Origin of the sequence: Prosthecobacter sp. (assembly GCF_044226605.1) — a bacterium.
In the GTDB taxonomy this organism is placed as follows: Bacteria; Verrucomicrobiota; Verrucomicrobiia; order Verrucomicrobiales; family Verrucomicrobiaceae; genus Prosthecobacter.
Window position 1 is genome coordinate 1 of sequence record NZ_JBGAGS010000018.1, and the last position, 18974, is coordinate 18974.

17 protein-coding genes are annotated in these 18974 nt (G+C 60.7%); 11 read left to right on the plus strand and 6 right to left on the minus strand.

Going from position 1 to position 18974, the window contains the following annotated elements; all coding sequences use genetic code 11:
* From ACILSO_RS23005 to ACILSO_RS23015, 3 genes are all read right to left on the minus strand, one after another.
* Positions 1-1368 (minus strand): ATP-binding protein (locus ACILSO_RS23005; RefSeq protein ID WP_395739815.1); only part of this gene is annotated, 1368 nt, incomplete at its 3' end.
* Positions 1369-1525: 157 nt separating this feature from the next.
* Entirely contained in the window at positions 1526-2185 is a 660-nt protein-coding gene (locus tag ACILSO_RS23010) for a gluconate 2-dehydrogenase subunit 3 family protein (protein ID WP_395739816.1), read from the minus strand.
* An 11-nt stretch (positions 2186-2196) separates the two neighbouring features.
* A complete protein-coding gene (locus ACILSO_RS23015) occupies positions 2197-3975 on the minus strand; it encodes a GMC family oxidoreductase (protein ID WP_395739817.1) in 1779 nt (592 codons plus the stop codon).
* Between the two features lie 200 nt (positions 3976-4175).
* Between ACILSO_RS23015 and ACILSO_RS23020 the strand changes: the two genes are divergently transcribed.
* Entirely contained in the window at positions 4176-6221 is a 2046-nt protein-coding gene (locus ACILSO_RS23020) for a beta strand repeat-containing protein (RefSeq protein ID WP_395739818.1), read from the plus strand.
* Between the two features lie 4 nt (positions 6222-6225).
* On the opposite strand, the gene queD is transcribed toward ACILSO_RS23020, so the two are convergent.
* Positions 6226-6591: a 6-carboxytetrahydropterin synthase QueD gene (gene queD / locus ACILSO_RS23025; RefSeq protein ID WP_395739819.1), complete on the minus strand. Its 366-nt coding sequence runs from the start codon at positions 6589-6591 to the stop codon at positions 6226-6228.
* Between the two features lie 81 nt (positions 6592-6672).
* Positions 6673-8754: a sulfatase gene (locus ACILSO_RS23030; RefSeq protein WP_395739820.1), complete on the minus strand. Its 2082-nt coding sequence runs from the start codon at positions 8752-8754 to the stop codon at positions 6673-6675.
* A 279-nt stretch (positions 8755-9033) separates the two neighbouring features.
* On the opposite strand from ACILSO_RS23030, the gene atpB reads away from it, so the two are divergent.
* The 8 genes from atpB (at position 9034) to atpC (ending at position 15815) form a co-directional block, all read left to right on the plus strand.
* Complete coding sequence (gene atpB, locus ACILSO_RS23035; RefSeq protein WP_395739821.1) at positions 9034-9918, plus strand: F0F1 ATP synthase subunit A; 885 nt, start codon at positions 9034-9036, stop codon at positions 9916-9918.
* Between the two features lie 83 nt (positions 9919-10001).
* Complete coding sequence (locus ACILSO_RS23040) at positions 10002-10244, plus strand: ATPase (protein WP_395739822.1); 243 nt, start codon at positions 10002-10004, stop codon at positions 10242-10244.
* A 98-nt stretch (positions 10245-10342) separates the two neighbouring features.
* Positions 10343-10882 (plus strand): ATP synthase F0 subunit B, encoded by a 540-nt coding sequence (locus tag ACILSO_RS23045; RefSeq protein WP_395739823.1) that lies wholly within the window; start codon positions 10343-10345, stop codon positions 10880-10882.
* Between the two features lie 30 nt (positions 10883-10912).
* Positions 10913-11311 carry an ATP synthase F1 subunit delta gene (atpH, locus tag ACILSO_RS23050; protein ID WP_395739824.1) on the plus strand — a complete coding sequence of 133 codons (399 nt, stop codon included), beginning with the start codon at positions 10913-10915 and terminating at the stop codon, positions 11309-11311.
* A 42-nt stretch (positions 11312-11353) separates the two neighbouring features.
* Positions 11354-12883 carry a F0F1 ATP synthase subunit alpha gene (gene atpA / locus ACILSO_RS23055; protein WP_395739825.1) on the plus strand — a complete coding sequence of 510 codons (1530 nt, stop codon included), beginning with the start codon at positions 11354-11356 and terminating at the stop codon, positions 12881-12883.
* A 45-nt stretch (positions 12884-12928) separates the two neighbouring features.
* Positions 12929-13804, plus strand: a complete 876-nt coding sequence (atpG, locus tag ACILSO_RS23060; RefSeq protein WP_395739826.1) for an ATP synthase F1 subunit gamma — start codon at positions 12929-12931, stop codon at positions 13802-13804.
* A gap of 37 nt (positions 13805-13841) precedes the next feature.
* Positions 13842-15299 (plus strand): F0F1 ATP synthase subunit beta, encoded by a 1458-nt coding sequence (atpD, locus tag ACILSO_RS23065; protein WP_395739827.1) that lies wholly within the window; start codon positions 13842-13844, stop codon positions 15297-15299.
* Positions 15300-15398: 99 nt separating this feature from the next.
* Positions 15399-15815, plus strand: a complete 417-nt coding sequence (gene atpC, locus ACILSO_RS23070) for an ATP synthase F1 subunit epsilon (RefSeq protein WP_395739828.1) — start codon at positions 15399-15401, stop codon at positions 15813-15815.
* 439 nt (positions 15816-16254) lie between these two features.
* Here the strand turns inward: atpC and ACILSO_RS23075 are convergent, their stop codons facing one another.
* Positions 16255-16791, minus strand: a complete 537-nt coding sequence (locus tag ACILSO_RS23075) for a hypothetical protein (RefSeq protein WP_395739829.1) — start codon at positions 16789-16791, stop codon at positions 16255-16257.
* Between the two features lie 160 nt (positions 16792-16951).
* Here ACILSO_RS23075 and ACILSO_RS23080 point away from each other — a divergent pair, with 160 nt between their 5' ends.
* Together ACILSO_RS23080 and ACILSO_RS23085 are read left to right on the plus strand one after the other, a co-directional pair.
* Positions 16952-17944 carry an SPFH domain-containing protein gene (locus tag ACILSO_RS23080; RefSeq protein WP_395739830.1) on the plus strand — a complete coding sequence of 331 codons (993 nt, stop codon included), beginning with the start codon at positions 16952-16954 and terminating at the stop codon, positions 17942-17944.
* Positions 17945-17982: 38 nt separating this feature from the next.
* Positions 17983-18918 carry an SPFH domain-containing protein gene (locus ACILSO_RS23085; RefSeq protein ID WP_395739831.1) on the plus strand — a complete coding sequence of 312 codons (936 nt, stop codon included), beginning with the start codon at positions 17983-17985 and terminating at the stop codon, positions 18916-18918.
* The last annotated feature ends 56 nt before the right edge of the window (positions 18919-18974 follow it).

Genomic DNA, 18974 nt, shown 5'->3' on the forward strand with positions numbered 1-18974 from the left:
GCCACCGGCGGAGTCACCCTCGACAATAAACAGCTCGGTCTTCGCGGGATCGCGCTCGGAGCAGTCGGCCAGCTTGCCGGGCAGACCACCGCTGCTCATGGCGTCCTTGCGAATGGCTTCACGCGCCTTGCGCGCAGCCTCGCGGGACTTGGCAGCGATGATGATGTTCTTGATCACCTCGACAGCAGTTTCCGGATTCTCGTCAAAGTGGCGCAGCAGGCCTTCATAGACCACGGAGCTCACCACGCCTTCGACCTCGCCGTTCACGAGCTTCACCTTCGTCTGCGAATTGAAGCGCGGGTTGGGCAGCTTCACGCTGAGCACGCAGATCAGACCTTCGCGGCAATCGTCGCCCTCGATGTCTGGCAGCTTGTCTTTGAAAGCCTTCGGATTGGCGTTGATGTATTGCTTCACCGCCTTGGTCAGCGCGCTCTTGAGGCCGCTGTAATGCGTGCCGCCGTCCGGATTGGGGATGGCATTGGCAAAGCACAGCGTCTGCTCGCTGAGGCCCTTGTTGTACTGAAGCACGCAGTCCACCAGGATGAATTTCGGCTTGTCATCGATCGTGATTTCGCGACGACCTGCCAGCGCGATGGGCTCGGGATGCACCTTGTCCTTGTCCGCACCCATCTCACGCACGAACTGCTTCACACCTTCGGTGTAGAGCAGCGTCTCCTGCCGTGGCGGAGATACGCGCTCGTCCGTGACGGTGATGTTGATGCCGGGATTGAGGAAGGCCAGTTCGCGCAGACGCACCAGGAGGCGGTCAAAGTTGAACGTGGTGGTGATGGTGAAGATGGTGGCGTCCGGGAAGAAAGTGATCTTCGTGCCGGTGCGCTTCGGCTCGTCCTGCTCGCCGAGGACGGTGAGGGGCTCGGTGGTAATGCCGCGCTCAAAGCCGATGGCGTAGATCTTGCCGTCGCGGAAGACCTCGCACTTGAACCAGTCTGACAAGGCGTTCACGCATTTGGCGCCGACGCCGTGCAGACCGCCGGAGAATTCATAAGCGCCATCGCCGAACTTGCCGCCGGCGTGGAGATTGGTGAGCACGAGTTCGACGGTGGGGATGCCCTTCGCATGCATTTCCACAGGGATGCCGCGGCCATCGTCTTCGACACTGAGGGAGCCGTCGCTGTGGATGATGACGCTGACGTTTTTGCAATTGCCCGCGAGATGCTCGTCGATGGAGTTGTCCACCACTTCAAACACGCAATGGTGGAGGCCGCGCTCGTCGGGATCGCCGATGTACATGCCGGGCCGGAGGCGGACGGCTTTGAGGCCTTCGAGGTGCTGGATCTGTTCTGCTCCGTAGGCCTGGTTGGCGGCTACGTGGGTCGTGCTGTGGAGGTCGTTGTTGTCGTCAGACATGGCTTTGCGTTACGGGGTGTTCCATCGCCTGAATCCGTCCTATTTGACCACTCCGGAAACGTGCTCGATGAAGGTCTTTTCAGACTAGCGAGATGCCAAGCCGAGCAAAGGATTATTTGCTCAGAGACACACTCTTTTTTCGCCTCCAAACCGGCCCCTAAACCACGTCCTGCAAGCCCAGTTTTTCGATTACCTCCGGCAGGACGCCGGGATAGGGGCCGCCGAGGGTGACATTGCCCACGTAACCGAGGCTTTTCCAGGTCTGGCTGTGGCTGTAAAAGCCGCTGAGGCAGAGCTGGCGGAAGCGCCGGAAAAACGCGGCCCCGATTTGGTGCTCCGGTTCGGCTTTGGCCGCGTCGCAGATGTCGTCTACGATCTGACAGTGCTGGACCTCGGAAAGCTCCTCAAAACGCCGGGAAAAGCGCTTGAAGCTCTCGGTATTGAGCCAGCCGAGGCCGCCGCGGATGATCTCGCGGTCCTCCTGATGGGCGGGGTAGTCGGCGCTGACCCATTCATTGATGAAATCCGGCACGCCCACCTCGGAGGCGGCGGGGGAGGTTTCGTCCTTGGGCAGGATGAGATCTGCGAGCGCCTGTGTGGTGGCCAGTTCCTCGGCAGACAGCAGTTTTTCCCACGGAAACTTGAGCGGCTGCATGAAGTCCGGATCGTGGAAGACAAACCGCGAGGGATAAGCCGGAGGCGCGGGCTCGGTATCGTGAGGTGCGGCGATGGCTGCGGGCACGGCAGCAGCGCCTGCAGCACCGGTGAGGAGGCCTTTGAGGGCGTGGCGGCGGGAGATTGAGGTGGACTCGGACATCGCGCAGTTGGTTAGATATTCCCCCGCTTCATCTCTTCCATCAGCCATTCGCTGGAGCGCCAGGCGAGGGCGAGGATGGTGAGGGTGGGGTTTTTGTCGGGGTTGCTGGGGAGGACGGCACCGTCCATGAGGAAGAGGTTTTTGACGTCCCAGGTCTGGCAGTATTGATTGGTGACGCTATCGGAGGATTTGGCCCCCATGAGGGCGGTGCCGACTTCGTGAATGATCTCGCCGGGGCGCTGGATGGCCTCGGCTCCGCTCTGCGGCTTGGGCTTTCCGCCCATGCCTTCGAGCATGGCGGCAAAGGTCTGCTGCATGTGCGCGGCCTGTTTGATCTCGTGATCGCTCCACTTCCAATGAAAGCGCAGCACAGGGATGCCCCATTGATCGACCACATGGGGATCGAGCTCGGCATAGCAGTCCTTGTTGGGGATCATCTCGCCACGCCCGGAGAAGCTGAACTGGGCACCGTAGTAGCGACGCGCATCCTCCTTGAGCTTGCGGCCATAGGTGGCGGGCGAGAGATAGTCGAGATAGCCAAAACTTTTCGGCTCAGGCATCTGGCAGCCGCCGCTCATCTCGATGTGGTAGCCACGGGCAAAACCGAGCTTGGCATGCTCATTCACCAGCCACCAAGGCACGTAGGTATGGAGGCCGCCTGCGCCGTCTTCATTCATTGGCGGCAGGCCTTCCATGGCGGGAATGTGGGCGCTCAGGCGCGTGCCGACGCTGTCCATGAGATTGCGTCCCACCTGCCCGGAGGAATTAGCCAGCCCGGCTTTGTCGCGGGATTTTGAATTGAGCAGGATGCGCGAGGTTTCGCAGGTGCTGGCGGCGAGAATGACCACGCGCGCTTTGGCGATGACATCGCGCCGTGTTACCTTGTCGATGTAATGCACACCGGTGGCTTTGCCGCTGCCATCCATCACGACTTCGCGCACCATCGCATCGGTGATGATGTCGAGATTTCCGGTGGCCAGCGCGGGCGGTAGAAGCACGGTGGTGCTTTGGAAATTGGCACGGATGCTGCAGCCGCGAATGCAGTTGGTGGCCCAGAAACAGGCGGCACGGGACATCATGTCTTTGCCGATGATCTCCTGCGCTTTCGGGTTGTTGGGGAAGAGAATCTTCGGCAGATTTTTCCAATCCATCGGCTGGCTGAGCACGGCACGATGCGCTGCGACGACGGGCACGCCGAGCTTTCTCCCTGCCTTCTTTGCGAGAAGCTCCCCTACCCTCGGCTTTGGCGGCGGCATCAGCACGCCCGGTGACGAATTCGGCGCATTGGCGATGCCATCGTTCTCGCCATAGACGCCGATCAGTTGCTCCACTTTGTCATACCATGGAGCCATGTCATCGTAGCTCATGGGCCAGTCCACGCCGAGGCCGTCGCGTGATTTTGGCTTGAAATCGAACTCGCCAAAACGAAGCGAGATGCGGCCCCAGTGATTGGTGCGTCCGCCGAGCATGCGGCCGCGCCACCACCAGAAGTCGCCTTCGGTTCCGGGCTTGTTGGTGTAAGGTTCTCCGGGCACCTGCCAGCCGCCGATGTTGGCGTCGTAAAAGCCGAAGTAGCGGTCCGGCGTGGCCGCTCCGCGCAGTGGCGCCATCTCCGGTGTGTGAAACATGGCGGTCTCCTTTGCCGGATCATAATTGCGCCCGGCCTCGATCATGAGGACCTTCACTCCATTCAAGGCGAGGATCATCGCCGCCATGCCGCCGCCGGCGCCTGAACCGACGACAATGACATCATACTGCGGCTGCGTTTTGCGATCGGTAAGGACGGGCATGGAGATGAAATAATGAAGTAGGCGCGATGACGTGGCGACCATCCGTCCTGTGACATTTCTCACAGATTCGGCATCCAAAACCAAGGAAAATCTCACCGCCAAAATGTCAGGTCTGACACAAGGCAAAATCGTAACGCCGCGCCTTTCGACAGCGCCGTGGACTGCATGCAAGAGCGCGGGATCACGCCCCCTCTCCCGACATGAAAATCCATCTTCGCTCCCTCGTTGCCGGCCTCTCCTTGGTTCTCACGGCAGCCTCGCTTCAGGCCGCCACCTTTGTCATCAGTTCCAATTCCACCACGGCACAGACACTCAGCGCCAACGGCGAAACCGGCACGGTCAACGCGGGCAAATCCCTCGTCCTCGGCAGCAGCACCAATTCGGTGACGATGAGCGCCACGACCGCGCTGACCAACAACGGCACGATCCAGCAGACGGGCACGGGACGCGCAGTGGACAACAACACGGCCGGCGCAGCAATGACGATCATCAACACCGGCACCATCAACACCGCCTCCTCAGATGCGATCCGTGTGAACAAAGACTCGGCCATCTCACTGACCAACAGCGGCACCATCAGCGTGACCGCAGGCAACGGCGGCCAGGCGCTCGACTGGGCGGCCATCACGACCAAGAGCAATTCCGTGACGAATCAGGCCACCGGCATCATCTCGGATGTGGGTGAAGACGCCATCAAGCCGGGCGTCAGCAGCGTGATCAACAACGCGGGAAGCATCACCGCCACCCCGGTGGTCACCAGCGGTGCCGCCTCAGGCAGCGATGGCATCGACACCGGCACCAACACCGGGGCCAACGTCACCAATACGGGCACCATTTCAGGCCGTCACGGCATCACCGGTGGTCTTAGTACCAGCGGCACTTACGCCATCACCGTCACCAACAACGCCGGCGGCATGATCTCGGCGGCGAACGGTTCCGGCATCAACATCGACGGCGTCTTTACCGGTGTCACCGCCAGCGTGACCAATGCCCAGGGGGCGACGATCCAGGGCGGCGTTCTCTCAACGACCACGGATGGAGACGGCGATGGTGTGGATGTGGATGGCATTCTCACGCTCCAAAACTCCGGCGACATTTTCGGCCTCGGCGCCAAAGGCACCGGCGGCAATCCGGAGGCTGTTTCCATTGGCGGCGGCAGCATCACCAATTACGCCACCGGGCGCATCATCGGCAGCAGTCTCGCGGCAGACGCCCCGAATGGCGACCCCGCCGCCGAAGGCCACGGCATCCTGGTGGATGACAGCAACGGCGGCAACGCCATCGCCGCCGCCACCATCACCAACAGCGGCCTCATTCAAGGCAAGTCTGGCTTCGGCATCAAGATGATCGGCACGTTTGCCAACACCGTCACCAACAACGCGGGTGGCACCATTCGGGGCGCGGGCACCGGGGCGGCCATTCAGACGGGCAATGGCAACGACACGCTCAACAACGCCGGCACGATCACCGGAGACAACGGCAGCGCCATCGATCTGCAGGGCGGCAATGACGCGCTCAACATCACGGGCGGCACCATCACCGGCAACATCGACGGCGGCACAGGCACCAACACCGCCACGATCAGTCCCGGCGCGGGCAACACCTTCAGCTACGCGGGATCCTTTTCCAATTTCAGCAGCGTGGACATTTCGACGGGCAACGTCATTCTCTCGGGCTCCAGCACCTACAGCGGCAACACCACCGTCAGCGGCACCTTGAGCGTCACCAATACCACGGGCAGCGCCACGGGTTCAGGTTCGGTGATGGTGAATTCAGGTGGAACACTGAATGGCACAGGCACTGTGGGCAGCGTGTCCCTTGCCAGTGGCGGTGTTCTTGCACCGGGCGTCACCGTCGGAACGTTGAACGTCAACGGCACGCTGGACATCACGAGCGGGTCTCACTTTGCCTTTGATCTGGGCAGCACCTCCGACCTGCTGAACATCAGCGGAGCGCTGCGCTACACCGGCGGTGGCAGCGCCATTTTTGACATCTCCGACACCGGCAGCATGACCTATGGCGGCGACTACACGCTGATGAACTTCGGCTCCTCTTCGGGGCTCACGCTTTCAAATCTGTCCTTCGGCAGCACGCCCGCAGGGTTCAGCGGGGAGTTCACCATTGGGGCGAATTCGCTCACGCTTCATGTGGATGCAGCGCCGGAGCCTTCGCGGGCCTTGCTGGGAATGGTGGGACTGGCGTTTGTTGGTTTGCGTCGCCGGCGCGGCGGGCGTGCGCAGGGCTGAGTGCTCAAAACTCACCGCGGAACACGCAACGGGCGTTGGGTGTTTCGTGGATGGTGATTTCGCAGAGGCCGGGGAGCTGGGGGGCGAGTTTCTTCCAGAGCCAGGCGGCCATGTATTCGATGGTGGGGTTTTCCAGACCTTCGATCTCATTGAGGTAGGAATGGTCCAGGCGGTCCATGATGGGCTTCATGGCGCGCGAGATTTCCGCGTGGTCATAGACCCAGCCGATTTTCGGATCCACCTCGCCCTCGATGGCGATCTCCAGCTTGAAGGAATGACCGTGCATCTTGGTGCATTTGTGGTCGCCAGGGAGATTGGGCAGCGTTTGGGCTGCCTCGAAGCGGAAGTCTTTGATGATGCGTGCGCGCATGATTTTTGGTGAATGTGTCCTTTAAACCACCATTGGCTGCTCACCAGCACAAATGATGATCTTAATTTGTTCCTTGGCAGGTCAGGGTTTCCGGACCTCCTCCGGTGCAACGGGTTTGGCGGCGGGCGGGTGGGGAGGAAGGACGGTCAAGTTCAGGCGGTGCACCTGGCCATCGAAAGGGGTGCTGTTGGGATATTTGGCGTTCTTTAAAAGACCGAAGCTCTGCCCAGCGGCGAGACCGGCCTTGGGTTCCTGTGGAAAGCCCTGCTCGAAGGGGGCCACACCGAGCACTTCACTATGGCCGGGGACTGCGAGGGTGATGACGCCACCAGTCTCGATCTGGGCGCGGATATTGATGCGGCCTTTTTCCAAAGCCGCGCCGGTGATGACGGTGTCTTTGCCATTGGCAAACACGGTCAGCGTGGGCTGGGCAGCCACCAGATGCAACACGTAGCCGGATTGCTCGTCGCCCTGGGCTAGCAGAGTGCTGTCCTGATCGACCAGCGGGTCGAACTCGAAGACGGCATCGATGAAGACGCCCCTGCCCTGCAGTTTGGGGGCTTCCGTGGCAGTGAGTGTGTCGCCAATATTGAGCACCAAGTCGTTGGATCCGGCAGGACTGGGCGCGCCCATGATTTCCGCCACGGGGCGCACGGCGCTCTTGAATTCCTTGGGGAAAAAGCCAGCCAGTGTGGTTTTCAGCGCTGCATGTTCGGGCTGGGCCGCGAGGTTGGTCCACTCATGGGGATCGGCTTGATGGTCGTAGAGTTCTTCGCTGCCATCGGCGTAGCGGATGTAGCGCCAGCGTTCGTCGCGGGCGGCGTAACCGGCGTTTTTGCCACCGTTCATGCAGGTGATGGCGGGATGGTCGCGCTTGTTTTTGGGATCTTGCAGCAGGGGCTTCAGGCTGCTGCCGTCCAGGTGCTCTGGCAGCGGCAGGCCGGTGAGATCGCACAGGGTGGGATACAGGTCGATGAGCGCCACTGGCTGGGCGGTGGCGGAGTCCGGCTGGCTGAGGCCGGGGGCGTAGATGGAGAGCGGAATGCGCGTGGTCTCCTCCCACAGCTTGCCTTTGTGCCACATCTGCTTTTCCCCAAGATACCAGCCGTGATCGGAGGTGAAGACGATGATGGTGTTTTTCGCGTTGGGGCCTTTTTCGACGGCGGCAAGAATGCGCCCCAGCATGGCATCGCAAAAGGCGATGTTGGCCAGGTAGGCGCGAACGGCGTCCTTCCAGAGGCTCTTTTCGACGATGAGTTTGTGATAGCCCTCCTTGAGGTGCGTTTTGGCAATGGCTGGTACGTCATCGAGGTCGTCCGCCTTGACCTCCGGCAGCTTGGTGGAGTCGAGCGGCAGGGCATCAAAATACTTTTGCGGGACATACCAGGGTGAATGCGGGCGGTAGAGGCCCAGCGCGAGGAAGAAGGGCTGGTTCTGCTTTTCAGAGAGGAAATCAGCGGCGAAGCCAACGACCTGGCCGTCATCGGTTTTTTCTTCCTCAATAGAGATGCCGCCCCAGTCCCAGTGCCAGATGTTGAGGCCGTTGAAATTCTGCCCGGTGTGCACGGGCAGGTCCGGGATCTGCACTCCCGGCTGTGGGAAGCGCTGGTCCCAGGCGGTATCCTGCTCAAAACCGCGCCTGCCGCCGTGCCATCCGGCAAAGCGACCCTCCGGCCCGCCGTGGTTGGCGTGGAAGATTTTGCCTGCGGCAGCGGTCGTGTAGCCCTGCGATTTGAAATGCTCCGGCAGCGTCGGTTTGCCTGCGATCTGCACGCTGCGGCGCCAGTCCTGTTCATTGCCAAAGACACCGCTGGAGGAGGGCAGCATGCCGGTGAGGAGGGAGGTGCGGGAGGGATTGCACAGGGCGTAGTTGCAGTGCGCATTGGTGAAGCGCATGCCCATCTTTGCCAGACGATCCATGTTCGGCGTGAGGGACTGCGGGTGCCCGCCCATCCAGCCCACGTAGTCCCGCAGGTCGTCGGCGATGATCAAGAGGACGTTGGGCTTCCCCTCGGCGGAAATCGGCTTCGTCCTTGGCTGGGGTTTCGCGGGTTCGACCGCAGGCGCAGTTACTCTGATTCTAGCCTTCACAGCGGCATCGGCAGGCACAGACGCGCCCAGCAAAACCAGGGACAGCAGGAGGGCGGAGCTTGGGGAAAACATCGGCCGTAGCTTGCACGGCGGCGAGGGAATGTCGAGCCAGCGTCCGGTGGAATCACCGAGGGACAGACGGGCATCAGATTGTGGGCTTATTTAAGCCCTGTTTCACCTATCAAATTTGGGTCTTAAAACTCAATGCATTCACCTAATTTTCGGGGACGGAGGGGACTTTGTGAAATTTTTCACAAATAGGGCTTGCGACCCTTTCACCTGTGGCTAAAAACAAGGGCCGCCATCCCGGAGAGACCCTACACCGACCCTCCCCGGCAGGCCCTACCCCACATGCTGTCTTCGTTTTCCCAACCAACCTTCTCGCCGCTGCTCGCGAACGTGCACAGCCACGCGTCGGAGCTTTTTGAGAAGGAAAGCTTTCTCGGGTTCATCACCAACTCCACGCTCGTCGCTCTTTGCGTTCTTGGCGTGGTCATGTGGTTTGCCCGTAAGGCGACCAAGAACATGACTCTCGTCCCGCACAAGGCGCAGAACACGTTCGAGTTTATCATCGAATTTCTTTACGGTCAGGTGGAAGGCATCGTGGGAGCCAAGCAGGCCAAGCTGGCCTTTCCCCTTCTCGGTACGCTCTTCATCTACATCCTTGTCTCCAACTGGTTCGGCCTCCTGCCTGGCGTTGGCACCATCGGCTGGGGCGAGTCCACCGGGCCTCTTTCCATCAAGGCGGCGCATGATCCCCTTCTCCGCCCCCCGACGGCTGACCTGAACGCCACCATCGGCCTTTCCATCTCCGCCTTCCTCGTCTGGTTCTTCCTGACCATCAAAGAAGTGGGCGTGTGGGGTTTCATCGTTCACACCTTCGGACCCAAGGGCGGCCTCAAGGGCATCATGGGAATCGCCGTGGCTGCTGTGTTCCTCTTTGTGGGTGTCATTGAAATCGTCTCCATCGTGATCCGCCCGGTGACGCTCTCCATCCGTCTGTTCGGCAACATCTTCGCCGGTGAAAACGTGCTGCACACCATGAGCGACCTCCTTGCCGGGCAAGGTCCGGTGATGAGCTTCCTCGGCAGCGTCGCCCTGCCCCTGCCCTTCTACTTCATGGAGCTGCTCGTCGGTCTGCTGCAGGCCATCGTCTTCACGCTTCTGTGCTCCGTTTACATTCAGCTCTCCACCACTCATGACGACCACGGCCATGAGGAGGACGGGCACCACTAATCTCTGAATTTGCCTGCGGGACCATGCGCAACGCGTGGACGCCGGCGAGACAACAAAAACGCAACTCGACTAATACTATGACAATGGAACTCATCTCTATGGCGCAGGAAGCAGCGGCTCACGCTGTGCCAACAGGCGTCACCGGCAACCTCACCATGGCAATCGGCGGCGCCGGTGCTGCTCTTGGCGTGGGCATGGTCGGCTCCAAGGCTGTGGAAGCCGTGGGCCGCAACCCTGGCGCTTTCGGCAACATCCTGACCCTTGGCATTATCGCCATGGCTCTTGCTGAAGGTCTGGGCATCATCGCCTACCTTGGCGGTTTCTAATTCCCGCTTTGCGGCGGGCCGCCGAAACGGCCCGCCGCTTTTCCCTCTTCTTCCCCCCTCTCTCTTTTACTCATTTTTAGGTCACCTCTGTTCCGCTTATGATCTCCGCCACCCCCATCATCATCGCCGCAGGCAAAGTTGATGCCATTGCAGACAAGTTCGGTCTCGCTTGGGGCAAATTTTTCGCACAGGTGATCATTTTCTGGATCGTCTTCACGATCCTCAAGAAATACGCATTCGGGCCCATCCTGGCCATGCTGGAGCAGCGCCGTCAGCGCATCGCCGATGGCGAAGCCAAGCTGGAAAAGATCGCCAAGGACGCCGCCGAGGCCAAGCAGAACTCCCAGGCCATTCTGGACAAGGCGGAGGCTGATGCAGCCCGCCTCGTGAAGGAAGCCGACGACGCCGCCAAGGCCATCCAGGAGCGTCGCCAGCAGGACGCCGTGGCCAGCGCCAACACCATCATCGCCAAGGCCCGTGAAGCCGCCCAGCTCGAGCAGGAGCAGCTTATGGCGCAGCTCAAGCGCGAGTTCGGCCGCATGGTCTCCGACGCCACCAGCCGTGTCACCGGCAAGGTCCTCAACACGGAAGACCAGACCCGCATCAACCAGGAAACCTCCGCCCAGGTCTCCGCTTAATTTTTCCCTCTCTCCCGCCGCTTCGCCACCATGAAGATCACCAAGGAAGCCCGCCGCACCTCCCGCCAGCTTTTCCGCGCCTGCCTCGCAGACGGGAAGCTCGATGACTCCCGCGTGCGCAAGGTGGTCAGCACCGTGGCCGCCAACAAGCCCCGCGGCTACATCGGCATCCTGGACGCTTTCACACGTCTGGTGGCCAATGAAGTGGACCGCCAGCGCGCCCTCGTGGAGAGCGCCAGCGCCCTGACTCCGGCCAATCAGACCGAGCTTCAGAGCAGCCTCTCCAAGAAGTATGGCCGCCCGCTTACCCTTGAATTCAAAGTCAATCCCGAGCTCCTCGGCGGCATCCGCGTGAAGGTCGGCTCCGACGTCTGGGATGGCAGCGTCAAAGCCCGCCTCAAAGCCCTGTCTGACTCCCTTTCTGCCTAATATTCCGCCCCTTCCCTTCAGCTTTTTCACACCAGCAATACCATGAGCAACATCCTCCAGGAGATCGAATCCCAAATCGCCGGCCTCAAGACCGCCGTCACGAAGTCCAATGTGGGCATCGTACGTGAAATCGGTGACGGCGCAGCCAAGATTGAAGGCTTGAGCGATGTCATGCTCAACGAAATGATCGAGTTCCCCGGCGGCGTGTACGGCCTGGCTCTGAACCTCGAAGAAACCGAAGTCGGTTGCGTGCTTCTCGGCTCCGGCGAAAACATCAAGGCTGGCGATGAAGTCAAGACCACCGGCCGCCTTCTCTCCGTGCCCGTCGGCAAGAGCCTCCTGGGCCGCGTGGTGAACGCGCTCGGTCAGGCCATCGACGGCAAAGGCGAGATCAAGGGTGAAACCCAGTATCCCGTCGAAAAGCTCGCCCCTGGCATCATCGCCCGTAAGTCCGTGTCCGTCCCCGTGCAGACCGGCATCATGAGCATCGACGCCATGATCCCGATCGGCCGTGGTCAGCGTGAGCTGATCATCGGTGACCGCTCCACCGGCAAGACCACCATCGCCGTGGACGCCATCATCTCCCAGGCCCAGCAGAACAAGGCTGCTGAACAGGGCAAGCTGAAGGGCCACAAGCCCCTCTACTGCATCTACGTCGCCATCGGCCAGAAGCAGTCCAACATCGCCCGTGTCGTCAAGACCCTCGAAGACGCCGGTGCCATGGAGTACACCACGATCGTCAGCGCTTCCGCTTCTGACTCCGCGGTGAACCAGTACCTCGCCCCTTACGCCGGCGCCGCCATCGGCGAATGGTTCATGGACCAGGGCCAGGACGTCCTCATCGTTTATGATGACCTTTCCAAGCAGGCTGTGGCTTACCGCCAGGTGTCCCTGATCCTGAAGCGTCCTTCCGGTCGTGAAGCTTATCCGGGCGACGTGTTCTATCTCCACTCCCGTCTGCTTGAGCGCTCCTGCCGCGTGTCCGAAAACTACGGCGGTGGCTCCATGACCGCTCTGCCGATCATCGAGACGCAGGCTGGTGACGTGTCCGCTTACATCCCGACGAACGTGATCTCCATCACCGACGGTCAGATCTTCCTCGAAACCGACCTCTTCTACCAGGGTATCCGCCCTGCTATCTCCGTGGGTCTTTCCGTTTCTCGCGTGGGTTCTGCTGCTCAGACGAAGGCCATCAAGAAGGTCTCCGGCACCACGAAGCTGGACCTCGCCCAGTTCCGCGAACTGGCCGCTTTCGCCCAGTTCGGTTCCGACCTCGACGCCTCCACCAAGGCCAAGCTGGACCGCGGTGCTCGCATCGTGGAGCTCTTCAAGCAGCAGCAGTATCAGCCGAAGAGCCTGCCGATCATGGTCACGACTCTCTACGCGATGCAGAAGGGCTACTTCGACTCCGTCGCCGTGGACCGCGTGAAGGAATTCCAGGCCAAGCTGGAAGAATACCTGACCACCCGCAAAGCAGACCTCATGGACCAGCTCGCCAACGAGAAGGCCTTGGACAATGTCGAAGCCGGCATGAAGTCCGCCCTCGATGACTTCAAGTCCGCCTGGAAGTAACTGATTGTTTTCGTTCTGAGTTTTTCATCCTTCATCCTTTAAAAGATGCCCTCCACCCGCGACATCCGACGCCGAATCAAATCGGTCAAAAACACGGCCCAGATCACCAAGGCCATGCAGCTCGTCGCGGCTGCGAAGATGAAAAAGGCGCAGGACCAGGCCAGCAACGGCCGTGCCTATGCCGAAATGCTCAACAAGGTGCTGGTGAACCTCAAGGAGCAGGCGGAAGAAGGCATCCATCCCTTCTTCGCCGAAGGCAAGGGAGACAAGACTCTCGTGCTGCTCATCGCTTCTGACAAAGGCCTCTGCGGCGCCTTGAACACCAACCTGTTCAAGAAGCTCGTCACCACACAGATCGAAGGCACCGTCGAGTACGTCACCATCGGCAAGAAAGCCGTGCAGGCCATCAACCGCCTGCGCCGCACGCTGCTGGCTGACTTCCCGATCAAGGACCCCGCCAAGTTTGCCGAAGTGCGCGCCGTGGGCCGCTTCATTCAGGAGAAGTACCGCACCGGCGAATACAAGAAGGTGCTCGTGGTCTTCAACAACTTCATCAATACCGTCACCGTGGTGCCGACCGTAGAGCAGCTGCTGCCCGTCAATCCGGTGACCCTCGGTGGCAAGCGTGACTTTGGCCACGAGCTGCCCGCCGCCACCGCCACGACCGAGTACACCTTTGAACCAAGCGCGCAGGTCGTGTTTGAAACCGTGCTGCCGCAGTATGTAAACGACACCGTTTACCAGATGGTGCTCGAATCCCGCGCCTCCGAGCACTCCAGCCGGATGGTGGCCATGAAGAACGCCACCGACAACGCCAAGCAGATGATCAAGGACCTCAGCCTCGAGTACAACAAGCTGCGCCAGGCCGCGATCACCAACGAACTCCTCGAAATCACGACCGCCAAGATGGCTCTCGAATAAGCCCCTTCCACCCCCCCTCTTTTTCACTTTTCCTTTTATGAGCAACATCGGCAAAATCGTTCAAGTCATCGGTCCCGTGGTGGACGTGGATTTCTCCGCCAGCGGCAAGCTGCCCGCCATCTACAACGCCCTCGAAATCAATTTCGAGCAGGGTGGCAAGGCCGCACGCCTTACCTGCGAAGTGCAGCAGCACCTTGGTGACGGCTGGGTCCGCTCCATCGCCATGATCTCCACTGAAGGTCTCAAGCGCGGCATGGACGTCAAGGACACCGGCGGCCCGATCACCGTTCCCGTGGGCGACGAAGTTCTCGGCCGTATCTTCAACGTCACTGGCGACGCTTGCGATGACCAGGCTGATCCCAAGACCGAAAAGCGCTACGCCATTCACCGCCCCGCTCCGGCGCTCGTGGACCAGAATCCTTCCGCTCAGATCCTCGAAACCGGCATCAAGGTCATCGACCTTATCTGCCCTTTCACGAAGGGTGGTAAAGTCGGCGCCTTCGGTGGTGCTGGCGTGGGCAAGACGGTCGTCATCATGGAGCTGATCAACAACATCGCCAAAGGCCACGGTGGTTACTCCGTGTTCGCCGGCGTGGGTGAGCGTACCCGTGAAGGTAACGACCTTTACCACGAAATGATCGAGTCCGACGTTATCAAGGTGAAGAAGAACGGCCACGACATCGTGAAGAACGATCAGGGTGGTTACATCAGCGAGCCCGGCTCCAAGGTGGCCCTTGTGTACGGCCAGATGAACGAGCCCCCAGGAGCGCGTCTCCGCGTCGCTCTCTCCGCCCTCTCCATGGCCGAGTACTTCCGCGATGAAAAGAACCAGGACGTGCTCTTCTTCGTGGACAACGTCTTCCGTTTCTCCCAGGCCGGTTCCGAAGTGTCCGCTCTCCTTGGACGTACGCCTTCGGCCGTGGGTTACCAGCCGACTCTCGCCGCAGAAATGGGCCAGATGCAGGAGCGAATCACCTCCACGAAGACGGGTTCCATCACCTCCTTCCAGGCCGTTTACGTCCCTGCTGACGACTTGACCGACCCTGCCCCGGCCAACACCTTCGCCCACCTTGACTCCACCGTCGTGCTTGAGCGTTCCCTCGCCGAGCTGGGCATCTACCCTGCTGTGGATCCTCTTGCCTCCGTGTCCAAGGCTCTCGCCCCTGAAATCGTGGGTGCCGAGCACTACCGCGTGGCCCGTGGCGTGCAGCGCGTCCTTCAGCGCTACAAAGACCTGCAGGACATCATCGCGATTCTCGGCATGGACGAACTGAGCGAAGACGACAAGCTGACCGTGTTCCGCGCACGTAAGCTGCAGCGCTTCCTCTCCCAGCCCTTCCACGTGGCTGAAATTTTCACCGGCACCAAGGGCGAATACGTCAAGGTGGCCGACACCATCAAGGGCTTCGCCGAAATCCTTGACGGCAAGCACGACAGCGTCCCCGAAGCCAACTTCTACATGAAGGGCGGCATCGACAGCGTGAAGAAGGACTAACCTCTGCGAGGGTCAAGCTGGTCAAAGAGTCAAGACTCGCCGGCCAGCACGACCCTTGACTGCTTGACGAATCCTTGACCTCTTTTTGACCTCCCTCACATGCCTCTCAAACTCGAAATCGTCACTCCTGAAGCCCGCATCTACTCCGATGAGGTCGATACCGTCGTGCTTCCGGGTTACGAGGGTGAAATGGGCGTCCTGCCGGCGCACAGCAACCTGGTGACCACGCTGCTCCCTGGGGAGCTGCGCATCACCAAGGGTGGCAAGACCATTGAACTCGCCGTGGGCGAAGGGCTGGTCGAAGTGACCGGCAACGTCACCCGCGTCCTCACGGATGTGGCCGTCGATGCTGAAAAGATCGACGAAAAAGCGGCTGAGGAAGCCATCGCCCGCGCCCAGAAAGCTCTCTCCGAACTCAAGCCCGGCGAGCAGCAGGAAGAAGTGGCCGCCGCCATGGCCGCCATCCAGCGCGCCACCGCCCACCTCAACATCAAGCGCAAGCGCAGGACGGTGTAATCACGCCGGGCTGATCTGCCTGAAAAATTATCAAGACCATGAGAGCGCTGCTCTCATGGTCTTTTTCTTTGGGGGGATGGGATAGATTGATCAGAAAGGCATTCGCTCGGCGAGATGAGTCTAGCGCGCATGGTTCCCCAAGGTTTTCGACGATCCAATCGCGTCTGAAAACCGGTTGCAAGGTGGCAGGCCAAAGCGCTTTTGGAGCGCGGAATTCATTCCGCAGAACTCCGCACGCTTCAGCAAATCCGCATCCCTCTTTCAGACTCCCAACTCCAACGCTGCTGGCGCTTGCCAGCACGCTCGTGCTTGCCACCTGCAGGAAGCCACGCTCCGTCCTGCAGGTGTTTGCGACCTTCTGCGGAATAAATTCCGCGCTCCACGGACCGCTTGCGCGGCGGATAGCTGACCTGATTTTGCAACTCTGGCTGACCGTCGGCTACTTCCCTAGGGTGAACGAGTCCACGATGCGCTGCACGGCCGGGCTGCGGGTGATGGGCATGGCGTAGTAGGAGAAGACGAGGCCGACGCGGTAGCCGGGCTCGATGAAGGAGTAGCTGAGGAGGGACTGCGAGCCATCGGGCTTCTGGGCTTCAGAGCGCATGGCCTCGCGACCGCCCACCCGCACGAGCTGCGGCTTGCTGAACTTGGTGAAGCCTTTGAGAGCGAGGGAGCGCTGGGAGTCCTTCAAGAGATAGGGATCTCTGGCGTTGCGGTGGGAGGTATCGGGGGCCCGGACCAGCGCCATCACGATTCCGCCGGTCGGACCGACATCGTTCGCGCAGGCCGCCGACATCAGCCGCCCTTCTTTCGAGGTTGGGCTGACCTTCCAGCCGTGAGGCAGGAAAAAGGAGATGTGCTGGGCGGGAAAGGAAACTTGCTCCCCACCGGCCACCTTCTGGCGGCGCGGACCGGAAGCACAGCTCATCAATGACAGGGCGCTCGTGAGCAGGAGAAACAGGGAAAGGCTCTTCATGGTGGGTTTCCGCAGTTGCCGCGTCCACCGCCCGGGGTCAAGCGGGAAACTCGCAAGAGGCCCCAGCTAAGGGCTTCCCTGAATTCCAAACCTTTCCCACCTTTGGAGTTGGCAGGCCGGTCTTTCGTCCGAAGCTCAGGTCCAGCAACCTCCCAATCCTATGTTGACCACTGCTTTTGGCATTTTTGTTGGATTCACCGTGTGGTTCCTCACGCGCTACCTGATCGCCGGGTTCTATACGGTGAATCAAAACGAGCGGGCGGTAAAAACGAGCTTTGGGCGTGCGCAACGCGTCGGCAATCTCCGCACGATTGACGATCCTGTGGCGGACCACCTGACTCCGGAGCAGAAGAAGCGCTATGACTACCCGCAGGTGGTCGTCATTCCGCCGGGCGGGCCGTATTTCAAGTGGCCGTGGGAAAAAGTGTACAAGGTGGACATTGCCACCAGCACGGTGAACATGGCCTGGGATCCCGATGATCCGACGGCCAACGCATCGGGCAGCATCCTCGATGCGGTCACGAAGGACCAGCTCAATGTGGGGCTCAACGGGCAGATCCGCTTCCGCGTGTCCGAGCGCAACCTCTACGCCTTCGTCTTCGGGGTGAAGAACGCCTACGCGCATGTGATGGGCTACTTCGTCAGCGTGCTGCGCGAGCGCATCGCCACCTTTGAGGCGCCGCCTGAGACGGGTGTGGATCCCGAGCATTCCGGCGCGGCCTCCACCATCGGCATTTCCATCAATGACATCCGCAAAAACATGCGCGACCTCAACGAGCACATGGACCAGGAATGCCTGAGTTCCTCCGCACGCTACGGCATTCAGCTTGATGCCTCCCTGATCACGGGCATCGATCCGCCGCACGAAGTCGAGTCTGCGTTGGCCGCCATCAACACGGCTTACAATCAGGTCTCCTCGGACATCAGCCTGGCGCAGGCCAGCGCGGACCAGAAAATCGTGCAGTCGCAGCGCGCGGTTGAAATCGAAACCCTCAAGGCGCAGGCGGAAGTGGAGCCGCTGAAACGGCTCGCCACACAGCTGCTGGACCTCAAGTCTCGTGGCAGCGCCGCGCTGCGCTCCTACGTGCGGAACGTCCGCCTCGCTCTCTTTGACAAGGCCACGCAGGTCTTTGTGGAAACGCACAAGGACTGATCCGCGCACCCGAACAGGAACCTCAGCACACACATGCCATGGACGCTTTAACTCATTTCCTCCTCACCGCAGCGATCACCTTCATCGGCTGCAGCATCGCTATGCCGCTCATTCTCTGGCTTGGCCGCATCATCGGGCTCTACGCCGTCGTGCAGGAGCGCCGCAGCCAGGTGTACATCCTGTTTGGCAAAGTGATCGGCACGATCGATGAACCCGGCCTGCATTTCCTGCCCGCCAAGCTGGGCCTTTCCGCCCTGCTCGTGAACTGGCTCGGCAAATGCCAGACGGTCGATCTTCGGCTGGACCAGACCTACCTGCGCAGCCAAGCGGTGAACTCCGAAGAGGGCGCGCCGATGGGCATTGGCATCTGGTATGAGATGTTTGTCAGCGATCCAGTGGCCTTCCTTTTCAAGAACACCGATCCGCGCGGCTCTCTCTCCGCCAACGTCAGCAACTCCACCGTGCGCTGCCTGAGCAATCTGCCGCTGGCCAAGATGCTCATCGACCGCCACATCATGAGCGATACCGTTCGGAGCGAAGTCACGCCCAAGTCCCACGACTGGGGCTTCAAGCTTGGCAGTGTGTACATCCGCAAAGTGCATTTCCGCGATGCCATGATGATCAAGCAGATCGAAAGCAAGGTGGTGAACCGTCTCCGCCAGGTGACCTCCGCCATCAAGCAGGACGGCGCCAATCAGGTCAGCGTGATCACCAGCACCGCCGAAAAAACCGCCGCCGTCGAACTCGCCAAAGCCGCCGCCGTGCGCCCGGAGATCGTGGGCAATGCGCTTCGTGACATCTCCAATGACCCCGACGTGGCTCAGGCCGTATTTGATGTGCTGGAGGCGCAGAAGATCGTCAATGGCAAGGCGACCGTGACGCTGATGCCGGCGTCTGGAGGTGGCTTGCTTGCGGATCTGCTGGCGGCGCAGCAGACGCGAGGCGGAGCTACGCCGCCGCCGGTGAAGGGGTGATGACCCCAAGGAGTGGCACTTGCCAGGTGCCATGGTTCTAGAGGACGGAGATCGGG

Bases quoted from the DNA above. Each gene is read 5' to 3' on its own strand.
- atpA (WP_395739825.1), top strand. From the start codon at position 11,354: ATGAGCAACATCCTCCAGGAGATCGAATCCCAAATCGCCGGCCTCAAG.
- atpH (WP_395739824.1), top strand. From the start codon at position 10,913: ATGAAGATCACCAAGGAAGCCCGCCGCACCTCCCGCCAGCTTTTCCGC.
- queD (WP_395739819.1), bottom strand. From the start codon at position 6,591: ATGCGCGCACGCATCATCAAAGACTTCCGCTTCGAGGCAGCCCAAACG.
- ACILSO_RS23045 (WP_395739823.1), top strand. From the start codon at position 10,343: ATGATCTCCGCCACCCCCATCATCATCGCCGCAGGCAAAGTTGATGCC.
- ACILSO_RS23040 (WP_395739822.1), top strand. From the start codon at position 10,002: ATGGAACTCATCTCTATGGCGCAGGAAGCAGCGGCTCACGCTGTGCCA.
- ACILSO_RS23080 (WP_395739830.1), top strand. From the start codon at position 16,952: ATGTTGACCACTGCTTTTGGCATTTTTGTTGGATTCACCGTGTGGTTC.
- ACILSO_RS23085 (WP_395739831.1), top strand. From the start codon at position 17,983: ATGGACGCTTTAACTCATTTCCTCCTCACCGCAGCGATCACCTTCATC.
- ACILSO_RS23030 (WP_395739820.1), bottom strand. From the start codon at position 8,754: ATGTTTTCCCCAAGCTCCGCCCTCCTGCTGTCCCTGGTTTTGCTGGGC.
- atpD (WP_395739827.1), top strand. From the start codon at position 13,842: ATGAGCAACATCGGCAAAATCGTTCAAGTCATCGGTCCCGTGGTGGAC.
- atpG (WP_395739826.1), top strand. From the start codon at position 12,929: ATGCCCTCCACCCGCGACATCCGACGCCGAATCAAATCGGTCAAAAAC.
- atpC (WP_395739828.1), top strand. From the start codon at position 15,399: ATGCCTCTCAAACTCGAAATCGTCACTCCTGAAGCCCGCATCTACTCC.
- ACILSO_RS23075 (WP_395739829.1), bottom strand. From the start codon at position 16,791: ATGAAGAGCCTTTCCCTGTTTCTCCTGCTCACGAGCGCCCTGTCATTG.
- ACILSO_RS23020 (WP_395739818.1), top strand. From the start codon at position 4,176: ATGAAAATCCATCTTCGCTCCCTCGTTGCCGGCCTCTCCTTGGTTCTC.
- atpB (WP_395739821.1), top strand. From the start codon at position 9,034: ATGCTGTCTTCGTTTTCCCAACCAACCTTCTCGCCGCTGCTCGCGAAC.
- ACILSO_RS23015 (WP_395739817.1), bottom strand. From the start codon at position 3,975: ATGCCCGTCCTTACCGATCGCAAAACGCAGCCGCAGTATGATGTCATT.
- ACILSO_RS23010 (WP_395739816.1), bottom strand. From the start codon at position 2,185: ATGTCCGAGTCCACCTCAATCTCCCGCCGCCACGCCCTCAAAGGCCTC.